Annotated in this window: 18 protein-coding genes and 14 tRNA genes; 6 read left to right on the forward strand and 26 right to left on the reverse strand. The window is 30.2% G+C overall.

Features of this window, described 5'->3' with window-relative positions:
- Positions 1 to 25: 25 nt before the first annotated feature.
- The 8 genes from AC0B4K_RS03710 to AC0B4K_RS03745 all read right to left on the reverse strand — a co-directional run bounded on the left by AC0B4K_RS03710 (position 26) and on the right by AC0B4K_RS03745 (position 6,550).
- Complete coding sequence (locus AC0B4K_RS03710; protein ID WP_465103857.1) at positions 26 to 2,353, reverse strand: PTS sugar transporter subunit IIABC; 2,328 nt, start codon at positions 2,351 to 2,353, stop codon at positions 26 to 28.
- A 204-nt stretch (positions 2,354 to 2,557) separates the two neighbouring features.
- On the reverse strand, positions 2,558 to 2,779 hold the full coding sequence (locus AC0B4K_RS03715) for a phosphopantetheine-binding protein (protein ID WP_465102547.1): 222 nt from the start codon (positions 2,777 to 2,779) through the stop codon (positions 2,558 to 2,560).
- A gap of 14 nt (positions 2,780 to 2,793) precedes the next feature.
- Positions 2,794 to 3,228: an MHO_1590 family protein gene (locus tag AC0B4K_RS03720; RefSeq protein ID WP_465103858.1), complete on the reverse strand. Its 435-nt coding sequence runs from the start codon at positions 3,226 to 3,228 to the stop codon at positions 2,794 to 2,796.
- Positions 3,221 to 4,375, reverse strand: a complete 1,155-nt coding sequence (locus tag AC0B4K_RS03725; RefSeq protein WP_465103859.1) for a hypothetical protein — start codon at positions 4,373 to 4,375, stop codon at positions 3,221 to 3,223. The genes AC0B4K_RS03720 and AC0B4K_RS03725 overlap by 8 nt, the downstream gene beginning before the upstream one ends.
- Positions 4,347 to 4,772, reverse strand: a complete 426-nt coding sequence (locus AC0B4K_RS03730) for an MG284/MPN403 family protein (RefSeq protein ID WP_465101198.1) — start codon at positions 4,770 to 4,772, stop codon at positions 4,347 to 4,349. Before AC0B4K_RS03730 ends, AC0B4K_RS03725 begins: the two co-directional genes overlap by 29 nt.
- A gap of 101 nt (positions 4,773 to 4,873) precedes the next feature.
- Entirely contained in the window at positions 4,874 to 6,325 is a 1,452-nt protein-coding gene (proS, locus tag AC0B4K_RS03735) for a proline--tRNA ligase (protein WP_465103860.1), read from the reverse strand.
- A 62-nt stretch (positions 6,326 to 6,387) separates the two neighbouring features.
- Positions 6,388 to 6,462: transfer RNA gene (locus tag AC0B4K_RS03740), tRNA-Gln, on the reverse strand.
- Positions 6,463 to 6,466: 4 nt separating this feature from the next.
- Positions 6,467 to 6,550 (reverse strand) — tRNA-Tyr (locus AC0B4K_RS03745).
- 91 nt (positions 6,551 to 6,641) lie between these two features.
- On the opposite strand from AC0B4K_RS03745, the gene AC0B4K_RS03750 reads away from it, so the two are divergent.
- The 3 genes from AC0B4K_RS03750 to tig all read left to right on the forward strand — a co-directional run bounded on the left by AC0B4K_RS03750 (position 6,642) and on the right by tig (position 9,180).
- Positions 6,642 to 6,716, forward strand: a tRNA-Trp gene (locus AC0B4K_RS03750).
- An 80-nt stretch (positions 6,717 to 6,796) separates the two neighbouring features.
- Complete coding sequence (locus AC0B4K_RS03755) at positions 6,797 to 7,789, forward strand: NAD(P)H-dependent glycerol-3-phosphate dehydrogenase (RefSeq protein WP_465103861.1); 993 nt, start codon at positions 6,797 to 6,799, stop codon at positions 7,787 to 7,789.
- 77 nt (positions 7,790 to 7,866) lie between these two features.
- A complete protein-coding gene (tig, locus tag AC0B4K_RS03760; RefSeq protein WP_465103862.1) occupies positions 7,867 to 9,180 on the forward strand; it encodes a trigger factor in 1,314 nt (437 codons plus the stop codon).
- A 118-nt stretch (positions 9,181 to 9,298) separates the two neighbouring features.
- Here tig and AC0B4K_RS03765 read toward each other — a convergent pair.
- Together AC0B4K_RS03765 and AC0B4K_RS03770 are read right to left on the reverse strand one after the other, a co-directional pair.
- Positions 9,299 to 9,374, reverse strand: a tRNA-Thr gene (locus tag AC0B4K_RS03765).
- Between the two features lie 51 nt (positions 9,375 to 9,425).
- A tRNA-Lys gene (locus AC0B4K_RS03770) sits at positions 9,426 to 9,501 on the reverse strand.
- Positions 9,502 to 9,643: 142 nt separating this feature from the next.
- On the opposite strand from AC0B4K_RS03770, the gene AC0B4K_RS03775 reads away from it, so the two are divergent.
- Positions 9,644 to 11,176 (forward strand): transposase family protein, encoded by a 1,533-nt coding sequence (locus AC0B4K_RS03775; RefSeq protein ID WP_465103318.1) that lies wholly within the window; start codon positions 9,644 to 9,646, stop codon positions 11,174 to 11,176.
- Positions 11,177 to 11,585: 409 nt separating this feature from the next.
- Here the strand turns inward: AC0B4K_RS03775 and AC0B4K_RS03780 are convergent, their stop codons facing one another.
- The 10 genes from AC0B4K_RS03780 to AC0B4K_RS03825 form a co-directional block, all read right to left on the reverse strand.
- Complete coding sequence (locus tag AC0B4K_RS03780; RefSeq protein ID WP_465103863.1) at positions 11,586 to 12,104, reverse strand: PTS glucose transporter subunit IIA; 519 nt, start codon at positions 12,102 to 12,104, stop codon at positions 11,586 to 11,588.
- A 108-nt stretch (positions 12,105 to 12,212) separates the two neighbouring features.
- A tRNA-Gly gene (locus tag AC0B4K_RS03785) sits at positions 12,213 to 12,286 on the reverse strand.
- Between the two features lie 65 nt (positions 12,287 to 12,351).
- Positions 12,352 to 12,427, reverse strand: a tRNA-Phe gene (locus tag AC0B4K_RS03790).
- Positions 12,428 to 12,432: 5 nt separating this feature from the next.
- Positions 12,433 to 12,508: transfer RNA gene (locus AC0B4K_RS03795), tRNA-Asp, on the reverse strand.
- Between the two features lie 3 nt (positions 12,509 to 12,511).
- Positions 12,512 to 12,588 (reverse strand) — tRNA-Met (locus AC0B4K_RS03800).
- Positions 12,589 to 12,608: 20 nt separating this feature from the next.
- Positions 12,609 to 12,701 (reverse strand) — tRNA-Ser (locus AC0B4K_RS03805).
- 8 nt (positions 12,702 to 12,709) lie between these two features.
- Positions 12,710 to 12,785 (reverse strand) — tRNA-Ile (locus AC0B4K_RS03810).
- A 19-nt stretch (positions 12,786 to 12,804) separates the two neighbouring features.
- Positions 12,805 to 12,881, reverse strand: a tRNA-Met gene (locus tag AC0B4K_RS03815).
- A gap of 5 nt (positions 12,882 to 12,886) precedes the next feature.
- A tRNA-Ala gene (locus AC0B4K_RS03820) sits at positions 12,887 to 12,963 on the reverse strand.
- Between the two features lie 5 nt (positions 12,964 to 12,968).
- A tRNA-Pro gene (locus AC0B4K_RS03825) sits at positions 12,969 to 13,045 on the reverse strand.
- 156 nt (positions 13,046 to 13,201) lie between these two features.
- Between AC0B4K_RS03825 and AC0B4K_RS03830 the strand changes: the two genes are divergently transcribed.
- Positions 13,202 to 13,981, forward strand: a complete 780-nt coding sequence (locus AC0B4K_RS03830; protein WP_465103864.1) for a transposase — start codon at positions 13,202 to 13,204, stop codon at positions 13,979 to 13,981.
- A 95-nt stretch (positions 13,982 to 14,076) separates the two neighbouring features.
- Positions 14,077 to 14,949 carry a DDE-type integrase/transposase/recombinase gene (locus AC0B4K_RS03835; protein WP_465103865.1) on the forward strand — a complete coding sequence of 291 codons (873 nt, stop codon included), beginning with the start codon at positions 14,077 to 14,079 and terminating at the stop codon, positions 14,947 to 14,949.
- 402 nt (positions 14,950 to 15,351) lie between these two features.
- On the opposite strand, the gene rplQ is transcribed toward AC0B4K_RS03835, so the two are convergent.
- The 6 genes from rplQ to infA are packed head-to-tail and all read right to left on the reverse strand — an operon-like array spanning position 15,352 to position 17,903.
- Positions 15,352 to 15,723, reverse strand: coding sequence for a 50S ribosomal protein L17 (gene rplQ, locus AC0B4K_RS03840; protein ID WP_465101216.1), 372 nt, complete (start codon positions 15,721 to 15,723; stop codon positions 15,352 to 15,354).
- A 1-nt stretch (position 15,724) separates the two neighbouring features.
- Positions 15,725 to 16,756 carry a DNA-directed RNA polymerase subunit alpha gene (locus tag AC0B4K_RS03845; protein WP_465103866.1) on the reverse strand — a complete coding sequence of 344 codons (1,032 nt, stop codon included), beginning with the start codon at positions 16,754 to 16,756 and terminating at the stop codon, positions 15,725 to 15,727.
- 25 nt (positions 16,757 to 16,781) lie between these two features.
- Complete coding sequence (gene rpsK / locus AC0B4K_RS03850; RefSeq protein ID WP_465103867.1) at positions 16,782 to 17,171, reverse strand: 30S ribosomal protein S11; 390 nt, start codon at positions 17,169 to 17,171, stop codon at positions 16,782 to 16,784.
- 2 nt (positions 17,172 to 17,173) lie between these two features.
- Positions 17,174 to 17,542 carry a 30S ribosomal protein S13 gene (gene rpsM, locus AC0B4K_RS03855; protein WP_465101213.1) on the reverse strand — a complete coding sequence of 123 codons (369 nt, stop codon included), beginning with the start codon at positions 17,540 to 17,542 and terminating at the stop codon, positions 17,174 to 17,176.
- 14 nt (positions 17,543 to 17,556) lie between these two features.
- The gene (gene rpmJ / locus AC0B4K_RS03860) at positions 17,557 to 17,670 is read right to left on the reverse strand and encodes a 50S ribosomal protein L36 (protein ID WP_004794374.1); all 114 of its coding nucleotides are present in this window, start codon (positions 17,668 to 17,670) and stop codon (positions 17,557 to 17,559) included.
- Between the two features lie 14 nt (positions 17,671 to 17,684).
- On the reverse strand, positions 17,685 to 17,903 hold the full coding sequence (infA, locus tag AC0B4K_RS03865) for a translation initiation factor IF-1 (RefSeq protein WP_465101212.1): 219 nt from the start codon (positions 17,901 to 17,903) through the stop codon (positions 17,685 to 17,687).

Below are 17,903 nucleotides of genomic sequence, written 5' to 3' on the forward strand. Positions count from 1 at the left end.
TATATATTTAGGTAGTATTTAAATTTTATAGTACTTTTCCAACTAAGGTAGCTTGTTCAACTGAAGATCCAGCGTTTTCTAAAACAACTGTAGTTTTTGCGCTTTCAGAAAGGGCAACAACAATAACATCAGTTTTAGCAATACCATTAGCTTTTAAAACATCTAAATCAACAGTAGAAATTTTATCACCTTTTGATACAACTTGGTCTACCTCAACGTGTGATGTAAATCCAAGTCCATCCAGTTTAACAGTATCAACACCAATATGAATTAGTAATGATAATGCTCCACATGTTGACACGATGCCAAAGGCATGTTTAGTTGGGTAGGCTACAGTAATTTTACCATCAATTGGTGCATAAACATCAACTTTACCTGTTTCACCAACTTGGATAGCAAATCCATCTCCTAGTAGTTTGTCAGAGAATACTCCGTCTTGAACTGCGCTAATATCAACTAATTTACCTTTTGAAGGACTATATAATTTTATTTCATTACATCGATCTTCAGTTTTTTCTTCAACAACTGGTGCTGGAGATTGAGATCTAAGTAGTGAAATTTGTGATTTAATTTTTGCGTTTAATTGTTCAGCAACTGGACCCATAATTGCTTGTACGTGGTTTGCACCTTCGACTTTAATAGCAACTGCTCCAGCAGCTTTTAGTTTTTCTTCTGACACTTTAGATAAATCTTTAATATCATATCTTAATCTTGAAGCACAGTTGTTAAATGCAACAATATTATCTACTCCACCATAACCTTCAACAATAGCAGCAACTTGTGGATCTACTGTTGTTTTATCTTCAGTTTTTTCCGCAGTTTTACCATCTTTTTTGTTTAGGTAGTCTTTTTTAGTAAATAATCTTACTGTTTTTCCACGACCTGGGGTTTCAAGGTTTTGTCATTTGATAATAAATAAGAATCCAAAGAAGTAAATTGGTACATAAGCAATACCAACAAGAAGTGGTCATCAGAAGTTTGTTCCTTTTTGAACTGGAACAATTCCATATAATAACATATCTAATGCTCCACCACTAAATGCCATTGGAATATGCACACCAAGTAAGTTAGCTAATCAGAATGAAATAGCCATCATAACAGCGTGGAATCCTCAGAATAATAATGGTGATAAGAATAAGAATGTGAATTCAATTGGTTCTGTAACACCTGTTACAAATGAAGTAAGTGCAGCAGGGAACACAGTACCAATTGCTACTTTACGGTTTTCTTTTGGAGCGGCTCACACCATAGCAGCTGCAGCAGCTGGTAGTCCAAACATCATTCCTGAGAATTTACCATCGGCAAATCTACCAATTTTCATTCCATTATTTTGTAAGAATGTAAACAATGGAATTGCAAACTTTTTACCATCAGCGGTATAGTCAATAAAGTTTCCGTATTTAAGAAGTTTTAAGGCAGCTGTTGAGTCACCTTGGAATGCTGCTTTATCTAAGTTATAATCCTTTAAAATAGCAGCTGTATTTTCACCAGCAACAACTACAGTTCCAGCATCTTTAAGACCAGATTCAATAGTTGCACCAGCATCTCCCCCAACTGATGTATATCATAATGGAGAGTAGAATACGTGGTGTAATCCAAATGGAATTAATGATCTTTCGATGTACCCAAAAATTAGGGAATCAAATCCATATGGAGTTCTGCCTAATGCGGCACCTAATTTGTTAAGAATAATACCCACTCATGGTCAAAAAATTAAGAATACAATTGCAAGTAAAGCCATTGCAGGAATAGTTACTAATGCAACAAATCTCTTTCCTCCAAAGAATGAAATAATTTGAGGTAATTGAATTGTGTGGAATTTATTGTATAAATATTGTACAATCATTCCAACTGCAATACCACCAAAAACAGAGGTTTGCAGTGAGGTAAATCCTAATGTTTTACCTACGATTTTAACAAGTTCACTTTTACTACGCCCAGCTCCCTCAAACAAGATAACAACTTGAGGTTGTTTGTCTGGAGTCTGAGATTCAGTAATAAATACTTGTTGAACAGCAACGAATATTAAGTAACCAATAATCGTTGCAAAGACCGCAACACCGGCTTCATCAGTAAAGGCTATAACAAAAGCAATAGCAAATAAAACTGGTAATGCGGCAAACACTGGGTCACCTAAAGTTTGGATAAATTCGCCAAATTTCTTAGCACCTTCTGCTGTACTGTTACTTGCGATAGCAGCACCAACACCAAGGAACAATCCAGCAATTGACATAACTGAAATAGGTAACATAAATGCACCAGAAATTTTAGATAAAATTTGGCGTAAATTACCTTTTTTAGAATTATCACTAGCTTTAGCTGACTTTGATTTAAAAAGTCCTGTGATTGACATTTCTTTTTCCTTTCGTAATTAAAATTCGATATTTGAAATTGTGTAAATATATAAGCATACTCAGATATATATATATATATATATATTTACCTTAAAATTATACCACACCCTAGTTTAAAAACATTAAAGCAAAATATAAATTATTTTTGGATATATAAAAAGTCGGCATTTCCTATTGCCAACTTTAAATTTATATTACTAAAACTAATTAAGTTTTTCTTGAATTAAATCAATTACACTCTTAATTGTAGTTAAAGATAATAATTCTAGATCGCTAATTGAAATATTAAATTCTTCTTCTGCTTCAATAATAACTTCTGCTAAATCTAGAGAATCTATTTTTAAATCTTTAATAAAATCATGTTCACTAACTTTCTTTTTAGTCAAAGATTCAAATTTTGCAATAATTTTGTCTCTTGTATTCATATGCTAATTATACTCTAAAACGGGATTTCATAACTTTTTGATTCAACTAAGGTTTGTCCATCCATTAATTTAAAATAAAGTGTTATAGTTTTTTTACTCTGGTTAATTGTATAGTCAAACAAAATTTCACCTTTGAAAGAGTCAACACGATATAAAATATGTCTAAATAGTCTTGAAGCAAATGCTTGATCTAAAATTACATTTCCGCTTTGGTCATATTTTTTCGTATACTCAATTTCTTTTTGTAAAATTTGCGGAAAAATTGACCGCTTTGCTTTTGGTGGATTAATAGGATCATTACCAGGTTCTTTTTCTTCTAAACGTGGCTCTTTTGGTGTTTCATCATTAGATTTCCTTTGAGTAGTAATAATAACATAACCTAAAGATCCCACCAAGATGGCTCCTGATACAAATAATAAAATCTTAGCTTTTGAGCCTAGTTTACTCATTGCGACGTTTCCTAATTTGATAATCTTCAATAGTTCATTCAGTCGATCGATTAAAATGCATATTATTAATTTCTTCCAAAGTTATTTTATATGAATATTCTCTTTCAAGTACCCGTTCAGATTCCACAATTTCTAAATATCGGCTTTTATCTGGCTTAGGTTGATCTTCAGGATTTTTTTCACCATTATTGTAGACACTAACTAAATCATTAAATAAATGAAAACTAAGTACATATTCATATCTAGGTGTAACTTTTTCAGGTATTTCTAAAACTTTTTTAGCATTTATGCTTGATGAACTTTTCACAATTGTTCCATTAATATAATCAGGAGCAAGATAATCATCAATATGGAAAGTAACGGTTCAAACTGAATCATCATCAACTTGTGCTTTTGTTGAAATAGCAATATTTGGATCTTTTTCAATTACGTTAGGCATTCTAAAATAAGGATTTTCAACCAACAGTTGAATATCATCACTTTTCGGAAATAATTCCTTAATTTCTTTACGCAAAGGATCAGAATAATATACCATCGATCCAATTTGAGTAATCTTAGTATTTTTTACAATATCATTTCAAAGAAAAATAATATGAAAATATTTACGTTGAATAGTTAATTTGCCATTGTTTAAAAAATAAACATAGGCAAAAGGTTTTTTGATCTTTTGAGTTTTATTACTAGTTAATACTCTTTTATCACTATTTTTGTTCACTTTATCATAAAGAATGATATATTGTCCAACTTCTTTAAGTTCATCATTCAAAAAAGCAATTTCAAGGTTTTTTAAGTTTTCTGCCTCTTTAGTGAATTCTTTTACAGTATTGTTAAAGTCAATTAATGCCTTTTTGTTTGTAACAAAACGACCAACTTCTTTAGAGTTGATACGAAGTGTGTAGCCTTTAATTAATTTATTAGTATCTAAATTCTTAGGTTCAAAAAAGACGTGTGGCGCCTTTAATCCAGGACTATAAGAAACTTCAAGTTCAAAGTTTACTTCTCACTCGTGCTTGTTTTTAACATCACGATCATTCCAAAAGATAGTTGAAGTAAAATTATCACCTAAAACAAAATTCTCATCTGAGCTACTTGAATTCTCGCGTTGCTCATAACTGTAGTTATAGTAATACAAGATAATAACTCGCAAATTCTAAAACTGCAGTTTTTTTCTTTTTATAAAAGGTGGTTTTTGAGAAATGTTTTAAATATCATTCGGTCATATCTTTGGTTTCATTATTTAAATAACAATTTTTTAATAATCAAGCTGATTCAGCACTCATATAAGATAGTATTAATTGAATAAAATCTTCCTTATTCTTTAATTTTTCCTCCAAATAACCTAAACCTTCTTCGATATTTTTATCATTTGGAAAAAATCTTAATTCGAGTTTTGTTCTGATAAGTTGTTTCTTGATTAAATCTTTGTATTCTAAGTATGTTGCGAATAATTCTCTAAGTAATTTACACATTTGTGCGTAAAAATCCTTGTCTTCCATTTCTTTCATCATAAGTTTTTTTGCATCTAAAATATTCTTGTCGAGCATTGTTTACCTCTTTACATTTTTCTATTAATATTTTAAATAAATCTTGCCAAAAAAACTGAAAAAGGAAAAATGGCCAGTTTTTCCCGGGGAATTTTTAAAAATTAGTATGATTTAGCAAAAACAACGTATCTACGGGTTGCTTTGTCACACTCAGGATTAATACAATTTTTGAGACTTTTCTTCTCCATAACTTGTTTTTTTAACAAAATACAACGAGCACTAGCTCCAGTTTCTTCTTTAATCAGTTCTTCAACTGTATCAGAACAACAAAATGGTGCAACTACAAAGTTTTGAGCAGCAATTTCTTTTTTGAAGTCTTCATAATTATCAACATGTTTGGTTTTATCCTCCAAACGTTTTTTGGCTTCAAGATATAAATTTTCTTGAATCTCTTCTAATAAAACACCAACACGCTTCTTAACATCTGCAAGGTCAACTAATTCTTTTTGTAAAGTATCTCTTCTGATTAATTGCACTTTATTTTGTTTAAGGTCCCTTGGACCAATTTCAACACGTAATGGGACACCTTGAATTTCACTATTAGATGCTTTAAAGCCTGGATTTTTATTTGAAGAATCTAAGTTAACTCTATACAATCTTCCTAAATCTATACTTAGTTTCTTTGCAACTTCAGATACTTTTGGATCTTTAGCCGCAAATAATTCTAAAACATCTACTTGCACAGGAGCAACCCGTGGTGGAATAATAATTCCTCGATTATCGCCATGAGTCATAATCAATGCACCAATTAAACGAGTAGTCATTCCTCACGAAGTTTGATAAACAAAGTTTTCTTGGTTTTCTTTATTTTTAAAACTAATTTTATAAGCTTTTGCAAAATTTTGAGCTAAATAATGGCTAGTTCCAGATTGCAATGCCTTCCCATCTTTCATCATTGCTTCAATGGTGTAAGTACTTAAAGCGCCAGCAAACTTCTCTTTATGAGTTTTTTTACCTAAAATAGTTGGAATAGCTAAATATTTTTTTAAGAATTTAGCATATAACTTAATCATTTCACGAACTAAAATTCTAGCTTCCATTGCTTCTGAATGACAAGAATGCCCTTCTTGTCATAAGAATTCACGCGAACGCAAAAATGGGTTAGTGGTTTTTTCTCACCGCACAACGTTTGCCCATTGGTTATATACCAATGGCAAATCATTATACGATTTAATTGAGTTTTTAAATAAATCGGCAAATAATACTTCTGAAGTTGGTCTGATAAATAATTTTTCACTAAGTTCTTTTTCGCCAACATGTGTAACTGTTGCTAACTCAGGATTAAAACCAGCAATATGTTCTTTTTCTAAATTGAACAAACTTTCAGGTATTAAAAGCGGTAAATATACGTTTTGAATTCCTTTCTTTTTAAATAATTTATTTAAGTTTTCTTGAATTAATTCTCAAATCCCATATGAATTAGGTTTGAAAATTAATGAACCCTTAGTTGGACCATAAGCAATTAAATTACCATTTTTGACAACATCTGTGTATCATCTGGCAAAATCTTGTTCCATTGGGGTTATCTTCTCAAGTTCTTTTTGGCTTTTCATATACTTTAATTATAATATAATTATAAAAAAATATAAAAAAACACCGCTTTTAAGCGATGATATGGCTGCCCCAGTTAGATTCGAACTAACGCATGTCGGAACCAAAACCCGATGCCTTACCGCTTGGCTATGGGGCAATAATGGTGGGGGGAGAGGGATTCGAACCCCCGAATCCTAAGAAAGTGGGTTACAGCCACCCGCATTTGGCCGCTTTGCTATCCCCCCAGATTTGCTTATTAATTATACACACTTTTTAAAAAAAACAAATTTATTTTTTATTTTTTATTTTTAAGGTATAATATTTTAGACAACAAATAGGAGTATAGTTCAACGGTAGAACAACGGGCTTCAACCCCGTGTGTTGTGGGTTCGAATCCTGCTACTCCTGCCAATAATAACCCTTTTAATAAATGATATTGTCCTTCATTTATTAAAAGGGTTTTATTAATCTTTAATATATAATATTTAATTATGAATAAAAAGTATAAATTTGGTTTTATTGGAACAGGAGCCTATGGCTCAGCAATTGCAAATGTTTTAGTGAACAATCGCATACCTGTCTTAATGTATGGTATTGATAATAATGAAATTAATGATATTAATCAAGGATTAAATACAAAATATTTTAAAGATCAAACTTTTAAGTATCCTGAGTTGATTCGAGCAACTGATTCACTAGAAGAATTGATTGATGATTGTGATTCATTAGTTTTAGCTGTTCCTTCGTTTGCGATTGCAAACGTGCTAGAACAATTGCAAAATTTGAGACCAAAACAAAAGTTTAATTTAATTAATTTAGCTAAGGGATTTGAAAAAACTACAAAAATGTTTTTTTCAAGTTTTATCCAGGAAAAAATAAAAGATAATTTAGCTAATTTTGCAACAATTCTAGGACCTTCATTTGCTCCTGAGTTATTTAGTGGCTCAAACACAATTGTAAATGTAATTAGTCCTAGCCCTGCTTATGCTAAATATTTAAGCGAACAGTTTAATAATAAATATTTTAAATTAGTAGTTTTTGAAGATCATTTTGCTGCCGAATTATTTGCTTCTTTAAAGAATGTTTTAGCGATAGGTTGCGGAATTTTGCATGCCTTAAATGACTCACATAATACACATGCTGCTTTTTTAACTAGTGGATTAATGGAAATGCTCGAAATTTATAAAACACTTGCTAGGCAAAAGAAATATAAAGCAATCTTAAATTATTCAACCATAGGCGATACAATCCTTACATGCTTCTCCCAAAAAAGCCGTAATTTCTCTTACGGAAAAGCCATTGCGGAGCATGGGTTATTAGAAGCTAATAAATTATTTAAAGGAACTATTGAGGGTAAGGAAGCGGCCATTGTTTTAGTTGAAATAATAGGCGCTTATAAATTAGATACTGTAGTCTTTAAATTAATTATTGGAATTTTATCTGGTAAATTAAATCCGAAAAATATTAATAAGTTTATTAATTAATATTAATAATAGTGTAAAATATAAAAATATACTTATAATATTATAGATTTTAAACAATAAGGAGAAATGGAGAAACAATGTTTAAACATAAATTTAATGCAGAAAAAAACGAAGTTTTAGTAACCTTAAATTGAGACCGTAAAGATTTTGATTTAAAATTACAAAAATCTCTAGATATTGCTGTAAAAACAATCAAAGTTCCAGGTTATAGACCAGGGAAAGCACCAAAGGAAAAATTATTACAAAGAGTTGATATGCTTGCAGTGCAAGATCAAATTATTAGAGAATATGTTAATTCAAAGTGAACAGATTTAACTAAGTACTTAAGTGATAAAAAATTACAAGTTCTTAAATATATTTTAGGATTAAGTATTGGTAAAGAATCAAACGAAAAGGAATTACATCTTGAAGTGCATTTACCAGTAATTCCATCATTTGATGATGTTAACTTTGCGAAAGTTGCTGCAAAACTAGAATTACCTAAAGTAACAAAAGAAATGGTTAAAGATGATATTACACATTTTACCAGCCATTTAACATCAAAAACTGAAGTTACAGATAAAAATGCTAAAACACAATTGCGAGATACTGTTGATTTAGATTTTAAAGGATTTATTGATGATGTAGCCTTTGAAGGTGGTGAAGCAACTCACTATGAATTAGAATTAGGTTCAAATTCATTTATTAAAGGTTTTGAAGAACAATTATTAAATAAAAAAGCAGGTTATGAGGGTGAAGTAAATGTCCAATTCCCTAAAACTTATTTTGTTAAAGAATATGCTGGAAAAGATGCTGTATTTAAAGTTAAAATTCACAAAATCCTAAGACAAAGTACTTTAGGTCTTGATGATAGTATTTTTGAAAAACTTGGTAATAAAAATGTTAAAAACTTAAAAGACTTTCAAAAACTTACTGAACTCAAATTAAACCTTGAAGGTTTATCTCAAAACTTAACTAAATATGTTGAAGAATTAGCTTTTGAAGCTTATAAACAATCTAAAATAAAACTAAACAAAATCTTTTATGAACAAGAAATCAATAAACTTAAAAATGAGTTTAATAAAAACCTTGAACAATTCGGAATTAAAAAACGCGAATATATTTCATTGCTAAAAACTTCTGAAAAAGCTATTGATGATGAAATTAATGCAACAGCTGAAAAAACTACAGCCATAAATTACTTAAGATCAAAAATGCTTACTAACTTCACTTTAGATTCACAAGCAGCCAAAGAAAAATACAAAGACAAAATTGCATTTTATGCAAGTGAACAAGAAGCACAAAACATCTCTGAATTTTTAGTTCATAATATTGAATTATTCAAACATATTGGTAAAGAAAAAGAAGCAAAAGATGTTGAAGAATTTATAGCTAAAAAAATTGCTAAATAAAATTAAAAAGCTTAATAATTAGTATTAAGCTTTTTTTATTAAAAAAACTAGCTTTACAGCTAGAAAATTATAGGATTTATATTTTTAATATGAAAAATTTATATCAAAAAAATATTTTTGGTGCACTATACAGGGCTTGAACCTGCGACCTTTTGATTACGAGTCAAATGCTCTGCCAACTGAGCTAATAGTGCATAAATAAACCTTTTAAATGGTTTTTTTAATTTTGGTCATATAATATGATATGGTACATCATACAGGGCTTGAACCTGCGACCCGCTGGTTAAGAGCCAGCTGCTCTACCAACTGAGCTAATGATGCATTTTAATTATAGCAGATTTTAATCTTAAACCAAATTATTTATAGATACTTATAATTGCTTGTCCAATGACAACTATTTAGGTCCATATATAAATCCCATGGAAAGTGAACTAATTTAATTAAAATATGGTATAAATTATTTATGAGAATCAAACATAACATAGATAAGTACAAAAATTTAACAAACTACGAACTAAAAAAACAGCAATCTCTCATATTAATTGCTGCTAATATTGAAAAATCTTTATCTCAACTTAGTTTAATTACAAACCTTAGTGTATCAACTGTAAAAAGATATAAAAAAATAATAAAAAGTAATCAAGAAATTGACATCAGTCATAAAAATAAAAATCAACAAAGAAGTTGCAAAGTTACCGATTCAGAAATTGAATTAGTGTTTAAAGATTATTTAAAAACATGTGAAATTATTTTAAATAGCATTCTAACAAATAACCAACTTTCGTTTAAAAGTTATTATTATTCAGAATATGGTTCTTTTATAAGGCAAAAAATTTCTTACAAAACTTTGGTAAGAAGATTCAACCAATTAGGATTATTTAATATACATACAACCAAAAGAGGAAGAAAAATAGCAAAAATATCAAAGAAGAAAACTTCACAAGAGACAACATTGCTATTAAAAAAATATTATAAACAAATTAAACAAAATGAAAAACAAAGACAAGTTTTGGGTCTAAAGAAAAATTTAGAATTTGGTGAAATTGTTGAAATCGATGCTCAGCTTGAACCATATTTAAAAAATAATAAACCATTCTATCTTTATCATGCAATTGATGTTGCTACTGGAACATTATTAGCAGCATGATTTGAAGAACAAGAAACAACATTAGGATATCAAAGACTGTTAGAAATAGTATTTAAGAAATATGGATTTCCAAAGAAAATTTATACTGATAAAAGAAGAACTTTTTGGGGAAACGAAAACGCACAAACAATTTTTGAAAAAGATTTAAATAAAAAAGGAATAGAAGTACTCAGTTCATCTAATCCCAAACATAAACCTCACGTTGAGAGATCTTTTAGAACATCATTAGATCAATACCCATTATTAATTCATGAAAACGGATATAAAGATATTAATGATTTAAAGCAAAATAACGAAGTATTTCAAAATTATTACAACACGAGGAATAAAAAAATAATTTCTAAACATAATGTCTTTCAAAAAGAAGGAAAGAAAAACGGCAATTGAGCCGTTGATTTAGAGATTAATAGAAAAGTTTTAAATGGTGTTGTTAGATACCAAGGTAAAAACCTTGCAGCTTTCGATATGCATGACAAAAGGATTATATTTCCTTATAATTCTGATGTTGTGTTAGTACATTGTTCTGATGATAATTTGTATTTTAAATATAATGGAAAAAAATACTTTGCCAAAGAACCTAATGGAAAATATCTAAGCTTTACAGAAATGTGAGCTCTTGAGAAAGGTTTAGATTATTCTATCCCTGCCGTTGGAAAACTAGCATTTATCCATAAGAAAACAAACTCATTTTTTAAAACTCTTGAATTATACATCTCAAAGTTTAATAGTGTCTCTGTGAATGCACAAGGAAATAACCTTGAAGCCAATAAGATTATGGCTGAGTATTTAGAGATACTTCGAACATTACACAGAAGCATCAATGATGAAATAAAAATTGATGCATATTAATTTTAATATTTTTTAATAAAAAAGAAAATAATAAAAATAGAAAACACGGGCACGTGTTTTCTGGAAGTTTTGCTTACTTTTTCAAAAGTAAGGCCCCCTTGATTGCAATCAAGGGCGGGGGGTTAAAAATCTTTTTGCTTCATTTTGAAATTTTATAGTTAATTTAACAATATGCATAATTATGTCTTAATTTTTTAGACAGTAAAAACATCAAAAAATATATAAATTTTCCAATTTAGTTGCCAAAGAAGAAAAAAATTTTTTTTCTTTGTTTTTTCGTTATCTTTTTTTTGTAACAAAAGCATCATAATATAAATCAAAAAATAAAAAAATGATTAACCCCAACAGTCTGGGCAAAAAATTAAAAATGTAGTTCAAAAAAGTAGTTATTCTACAATCTTAAACCAAATTATTTATAGATACTTATAATTGCTTGTTTGGGATCAACAATTGCTCCTGCCATGAAATCGTCATATTCAACTTGAGTTGCATTACTTTCAGGTAATACTAAAACAATTGCATCTGTGTTAATGCCTTTATCTCGCAATTTATTTAAGTCCACTTTAACTAATGCATCACCTTCGCGCACTTCTTTACCTTCTTCAACTAAGGCTTCAAAAGCTTCCGGCAGGCTTAAAGATTCAATCCCTAAACTAACAACTACCTTAACATCTTCCTTAGTTTTTAAAACATAGGAATTGAATGATGGAAAAATTAAATCTAAAACTCCTGATATAGGTGCTTTAATAATTATATATTGCAATGAATTGCTAAATTCAATTGCAAAACCTTCACCAAGACTATGATAATCATAGTTGTAATGCGATACATCTGCAAGAGATTTAATTTTACCTTCAAAAATAGGGAATACTTTTGTGATAGTTATTGCTTTCTTTTTTTTCTTAATTAAGTTGCTAAAAATACCCATAAAACCTCCAAATATTCTTATTATTTTACACATTTATTTATTTTATAGAAGCAAAAAATATAAAAACAAGCCGTTATTACGGCTTGAAAAAGATGGTCACACATGAAATGGAGCGGGTGAAGGGAATCGAACCCTCATAGTCAGCTTGGAAGGCTGAAGTTCTGCCATTAAACTACACCCGCATTATTAATTCATTAATATTATAGCAGAAAAATATTTAAATACTAATGAAAATTTTGATTTTTTTTGGTGGCCCCGGCAGGAATCGAACCAGCGACACACAGAGCTTCAATCTGTTGCTCTACCAACTGAGCTACAGGGCCAAAAATGGCGGTCCAGACGGGGATCGAACCCGCGTTCTCCTCCGTGACAGGGAGGCGTATTAACCACTTTACCACTGGACCTTATGGTTGCGGAGACAGGACTCGAACCTATGACCTCCGGGTTATGAGCCCGGCGAGCTACCAAACTGCTCCACTCCGCGATATATAAATAAAATAATGGTGGCGGGTGATGAGGGATTTGAACCCCCGCGGGCCGTGAAGCCCCTGCTAGTTTTCAAGACTAGTCCCTTCAGCCAGACTTGGGTAATCACCCATTATTTTTGGTGGACCTAACAGGATTCGAACCTGTAACTGACCGGTTATGAGCCGGTTGCTCTAACCGTTGAGCTATAGGTCCAAAATTGAATTAATATTTATGGTAGCACCGAAGAGAGTTGAACTCTTGACCTTCCGGGTATGAACCGGATGCTCTAACCAACTGAGCTACAGTGCCATATATGGTGGAGAGTATGGGATTCGAACCCACCACCTCCTGCGTGCAAGGCAGGCGCTCTAGCCAAATGAGCTAACCCCCCATAAATGGTGAAGAAGACAGGATTTGAACCTGCGACCACTACAGCCCAAATGTAGTGCTCTACCAAGCTGAGCTACTTCTCCGTTATTTTTAGGCTTTATAATTATACAATAGTTCTTAAAAAACGTAAATATTTTTTTATATTTTTTAATTGTGTTTTTTGTAAGTTAGTTGCAGGTTATTACATTATTAATTTTAACATAAGTTATAAAAAAACAACAATAAATTAAAAATGTTTTTTGGAAACAATTTCTAAAACTCATAAGATTAAAATTTCACAAAAACTCCCTAAACATAGTGATGTAATTGAAAAATCGTTCATAGAAACAAAGTCAAGATATGGAAGGCTAAAGCTAAGTGTTTACATATCTCAAAAATACAAAATAGATATAAACGAACGTTCTTTAGGGAGATATATGAACCTTTTAGGCCTAAAATGTAAGCTAAGACAAAAATCAAAACGAAAAGAAATTAAAAATGTATCTTCACAAATTGATAACTTCGTAAATCGTGATTATAACGATCAAAACAATCGAAATATTTATGCAACTGATGTTTCATATATAAAAGCACCAAAAGACGTGTTAGAATCACACGTTTATTTGTCTGCAATTTTGTCTCATAAAACTAAACAAATTGTTGGTTTTAAATTATCAAGAAGTAATAATCTAGAACTAGTTTTAGACAATTTAAATTTATTAAAACAATACAAACCCAAAAATTTTATCATTCACTCAGATCATGGCTTTCAATATACACATCATCAATATATTAAAGAAGTTCAAAATATTGGTGGCGTTATTTCGTTATCAAGAGTGGGAAACTCACTTGATAATCGAGAAATTGAATATTGGTTTGGGATCATTAAAACCGAATTATTAAATGATTTAGATTATTCCAAAATTACGTTCAATGAACTTAATGATATGATACAAGAATATGTAGTTTGGTATAATAACGATCGAATTCAATCAAACTTAAACTGAAAAACGCCAAAGCAATTTGCAATGGCATTATAAGTTACTAAAATGTTAAATTTTGCTGTACATGTTTACTCCTTTATTTTTTGAAAAATTATTAATACAACTATTTTATTACAAGGCAGACAAAAACAATGTCACATGCGAAAAACTTGCATGTGACATTTCCAATTAATATTTTTAATGAAAATAATATTGATGCAGATATCTCAAAGATAAAGAAAATCAAGAATCTTTCACATACTAAAAAATCTAAAATGATATGTGTTTCAAGATCTACATATTACGAGAAATTGAAAGATAACAACAAGACTAAAGAACTAAAGGTTAAACACAAAGAAATAATTTTTCAAAGTTTTGTCGAAAATAAAGAAAGGTATCGACGAAGGAGACTTGCTAAATATATTTTCCAAGAATATAATATTCAAATAAATCCTAGAACCCTAGGAAATTATATGAAAAAACTGAATTTGAAAACATTTGTTAGACAAAAACATAAAACTAAAGAATCTAAAAATACTAGTGTTAAAGTACCTGATTTAGTAAAAAGAGATTATAATTCAAGCAACAATAATATATATGCAACAGACGTGACCTATATACCAGCACCAAAAGATATTGAACAGAATCATATTTATTTATCTGCAATTATTGATCATAAAACTAAGTTTGTGACCTATGAATTATCACTTAGAAATGATACTGAACTAATTTTGAATAATATCACCAATACAAAATTCAAAAATAATTTTATTTTACATTCTGACCATGGATCTGCTTATTCTTCGCTTGAATATACTAAGAAAATAAAATCACTAAAAGGTAAAATATCAATGTCAAGAATTGGTAATAGTCTTGATAATCGTGAAATTGAATATTTCTTTTCAATTCTTAAAAGTGAAATTTTCCCAAATTTTCATCAAACCTGTAAAAGACTTACTTTTATTGAATTATCACAAAAAATCAAAGAATTTATAAACTGATATAATTATAAAAGAATAAGATAAAAAAAACCTTCCCAAAGCATTCCGTTTGGCTTAGCCAAATGGTATGGTTGGGGAAGGTAAAACCGTCCGAAAAAATTTCCCAGTTTAATCATTATTAATGAATATATTTTTGTTTTAAGAAACTGATAAAGATTTTGCTTCAACATTTATTGATGTTTGTAGCAAACTTCGTATTTATAAATCCTTGTTATCTAATATTTAAATATATTTTGCTAAAGTTTTATTTATTTCATTATCCTTGGCTTCTGCTTCTTATTAATACAAAGAAAGTGAAATTTCTCCTCCAGTTTGTTGCAATAAAACCTCAACAATAATATTAATTTACGAAAATTAATAAAAAAATATTCAAGGCAGTGCCTTGAATATGAAGATCAATAAAATTATTATTAAAGGTTAGATTAATTAAACAAGTTCGATAATTGCCATACGTGTGCTATCACCTTGACGACGAGGTAATCTGATAATTCTGGTGTATCCACCATTTCTATCTTTGTATTTTGGTGCAATAGTGTCAAATAAATATTTTAAAAGTTCTTTTTCTTCACCTTTGGTATTTACAGTAAGTTTACGTAAGTATCCAGCAACCATACGACGGTTTGCTAATGTAGGGTTTTTTGCTTTTTGAATCATTTTTTCTGCATGTCTTCTTACTTCTTTAGCTCTTGTTAAAGTAGTAATGATTGTTCCGTTTGCATAAAGTTCACTAACAAGTGAACGCATTACACCAGTTCTTCATTTTGTATCACGTGAATAGATTTGTGTAGGATTTGCCATATTATTCTTCTTCCTCTCCTTGTGCTAATTCATAACCATGTTCTCTAAGTTTTTCTACAATTTCGTCAATTGATTTACGACCTAAATTCTTAGTACCTTCAAGTTGTTCAATAGTTAACAAAGCAACTTGACTTATTTTTCTTTTACCAATTTTCTTAAGGGCATTCAGCGAACGAACTGATAAACCTAATTGTGTAATATCTAAGTCATCACTAACTGGTTGTGCTTCTTCTTTCACTGCTTCATCAAAAATCTTAATTTCTTGCATATTTTCAACATCACCAATAACTTGGAACATTCCAATTAAGATTTTTGAACCCTGAGCAATCACTTCTTTAGCATTAATAGTTCCATCTGTAATGACTGAGAATTGCAATTCTTCTTCAATTTTCGGTGAAGAAGAGTTTAGTTCTCTAGTAGAATATCATGCTTTTAAAACTGGTGAAAAGTCTGAATCAACTGCGATAAATTCTGCTTGATTTCGAACACTAATATCAGATAAAGTTGCTAATTTATCTTTAACTTCTGCATCAAGAATATAGTTTTTGTTTTCAGAAAATGACATAAAGCCACGACCAACTCTTAAATACATTTCAATATTTAAAACAGCTTCTTTGCTTGTTTCAGCAACAAAAAAACTTTCATCAACAACTCTAATTCCAGGATGGTTAATTTCAATTGATTGTGCAGTTAATTTACCTGGTTCTAAAGAACGTAAACTAACTTTTATAATTTCATCATCAGAAACATATTCAGGGTCATAAGTAAAACGTACCTTACGCAGGTTCATAATGATTGATGGAACATCTTGAATAACACCATCAATAGTGCTAAATTCGTGTTGAACTCCAGCAATCCGAACACAGAAAGGTGCCAAGTTAGTAATATTTGATAAAATTACTCTACGCAGAGCAACACCTAAAGTATTACCAAATCCTCTTTCTAACCCCGATAAAGTAAATGTTACTTCGTTTCTATTTAATTCTTTATATTCAAATTTTTCTTTGTATGATAAAGGTTGAAATTTCTTCATATTTGATTCCTTAAATGGTTATTAATTATTTACGAGCACGTTCACGTTTTAAGATACGTTTTGGTGGTCTTGTACCGTTATGCGGAATTGGTGTAACATCTTTAATTTCAGTAATTGTAATCCCTGATACTTCGATTTGTTTTCTAGCAGCATCTTTGCCTGCTCCTAGTCCTTTTAATTCAACTCTAACTGATTTCATACCGTGTTCTTTAGCAGCTTCAGCTGCTGCTGCTGCTGCTAATCCTGCTGCATAAGGGGTTTTCTTTTTAGTTCCTTTGTAACCAATAGCTCCTGATGAACTCCAAGCAATAACATTACCTTTTTCATCTGCAAATGTAACAATAGTATTTTGGTTTGATGAGTGGATGTGTGCCACACCATTAACTATATTTTTTTTCTTAGTTTTACGAGCCATTATTATTTACCTTTCTTTCCTGCAACAGTTTTTCTAGGCCCTTTACGTGTACGAGCATTCTTTTGAGTTGATTGTCCACGTACTGGTAACCCTTTACGGTGTCTAATTCCACGGTAACACTTAATTTCCATTAAACGTTTAATATTTAAAGTTGTTTCTCTACGTAAATCACCTTCGGTTAAGTAAGCTTTTGCTTCTTCACGAATTCTTGATAATTCTTCTTCAGTTAAATCATGAACTCTTGAATTTTCATTAATGTTTGCTTTTTTGCAAATTTCTTGTGCTAATGATTTTCCAATACCATAAATGTATGTTAAAGAGATAACAATACGTTTATTATTTGGAATTTCGACGTTTAAAATTCTAGCCATAATATACTCCCTTCTTAACCTTGTCTTTGTTTGTGTTTAGGCTGCACACAAATTACCCGGTTTACACCTTTTCTTTTGATCATCTTACAGTCTTTGCACATTCTTTTTACACTTGCTCTAACTTTCATTTATACTCCTTAATTTATTTGTGACGGTAGACAATTCTGCCCTGAGTTAAATCATATGGGCTTAATTCTACATCCACAGTATCACCAGGTAAAATTCTTATGTGGTGTACCCTCATTTTACCTGAAATATGAGCTTTAATAATTGCCCCGTTATCTTCCAGCTCAACAGTATATAAATCTGTTGTATGCGCCTCTTTAACAGTAGCTTTAAATTTTATTGCATCTTTTGCCAA

The organism is Mycoplasma sp. 11548, from assembly GCF_055523555.1.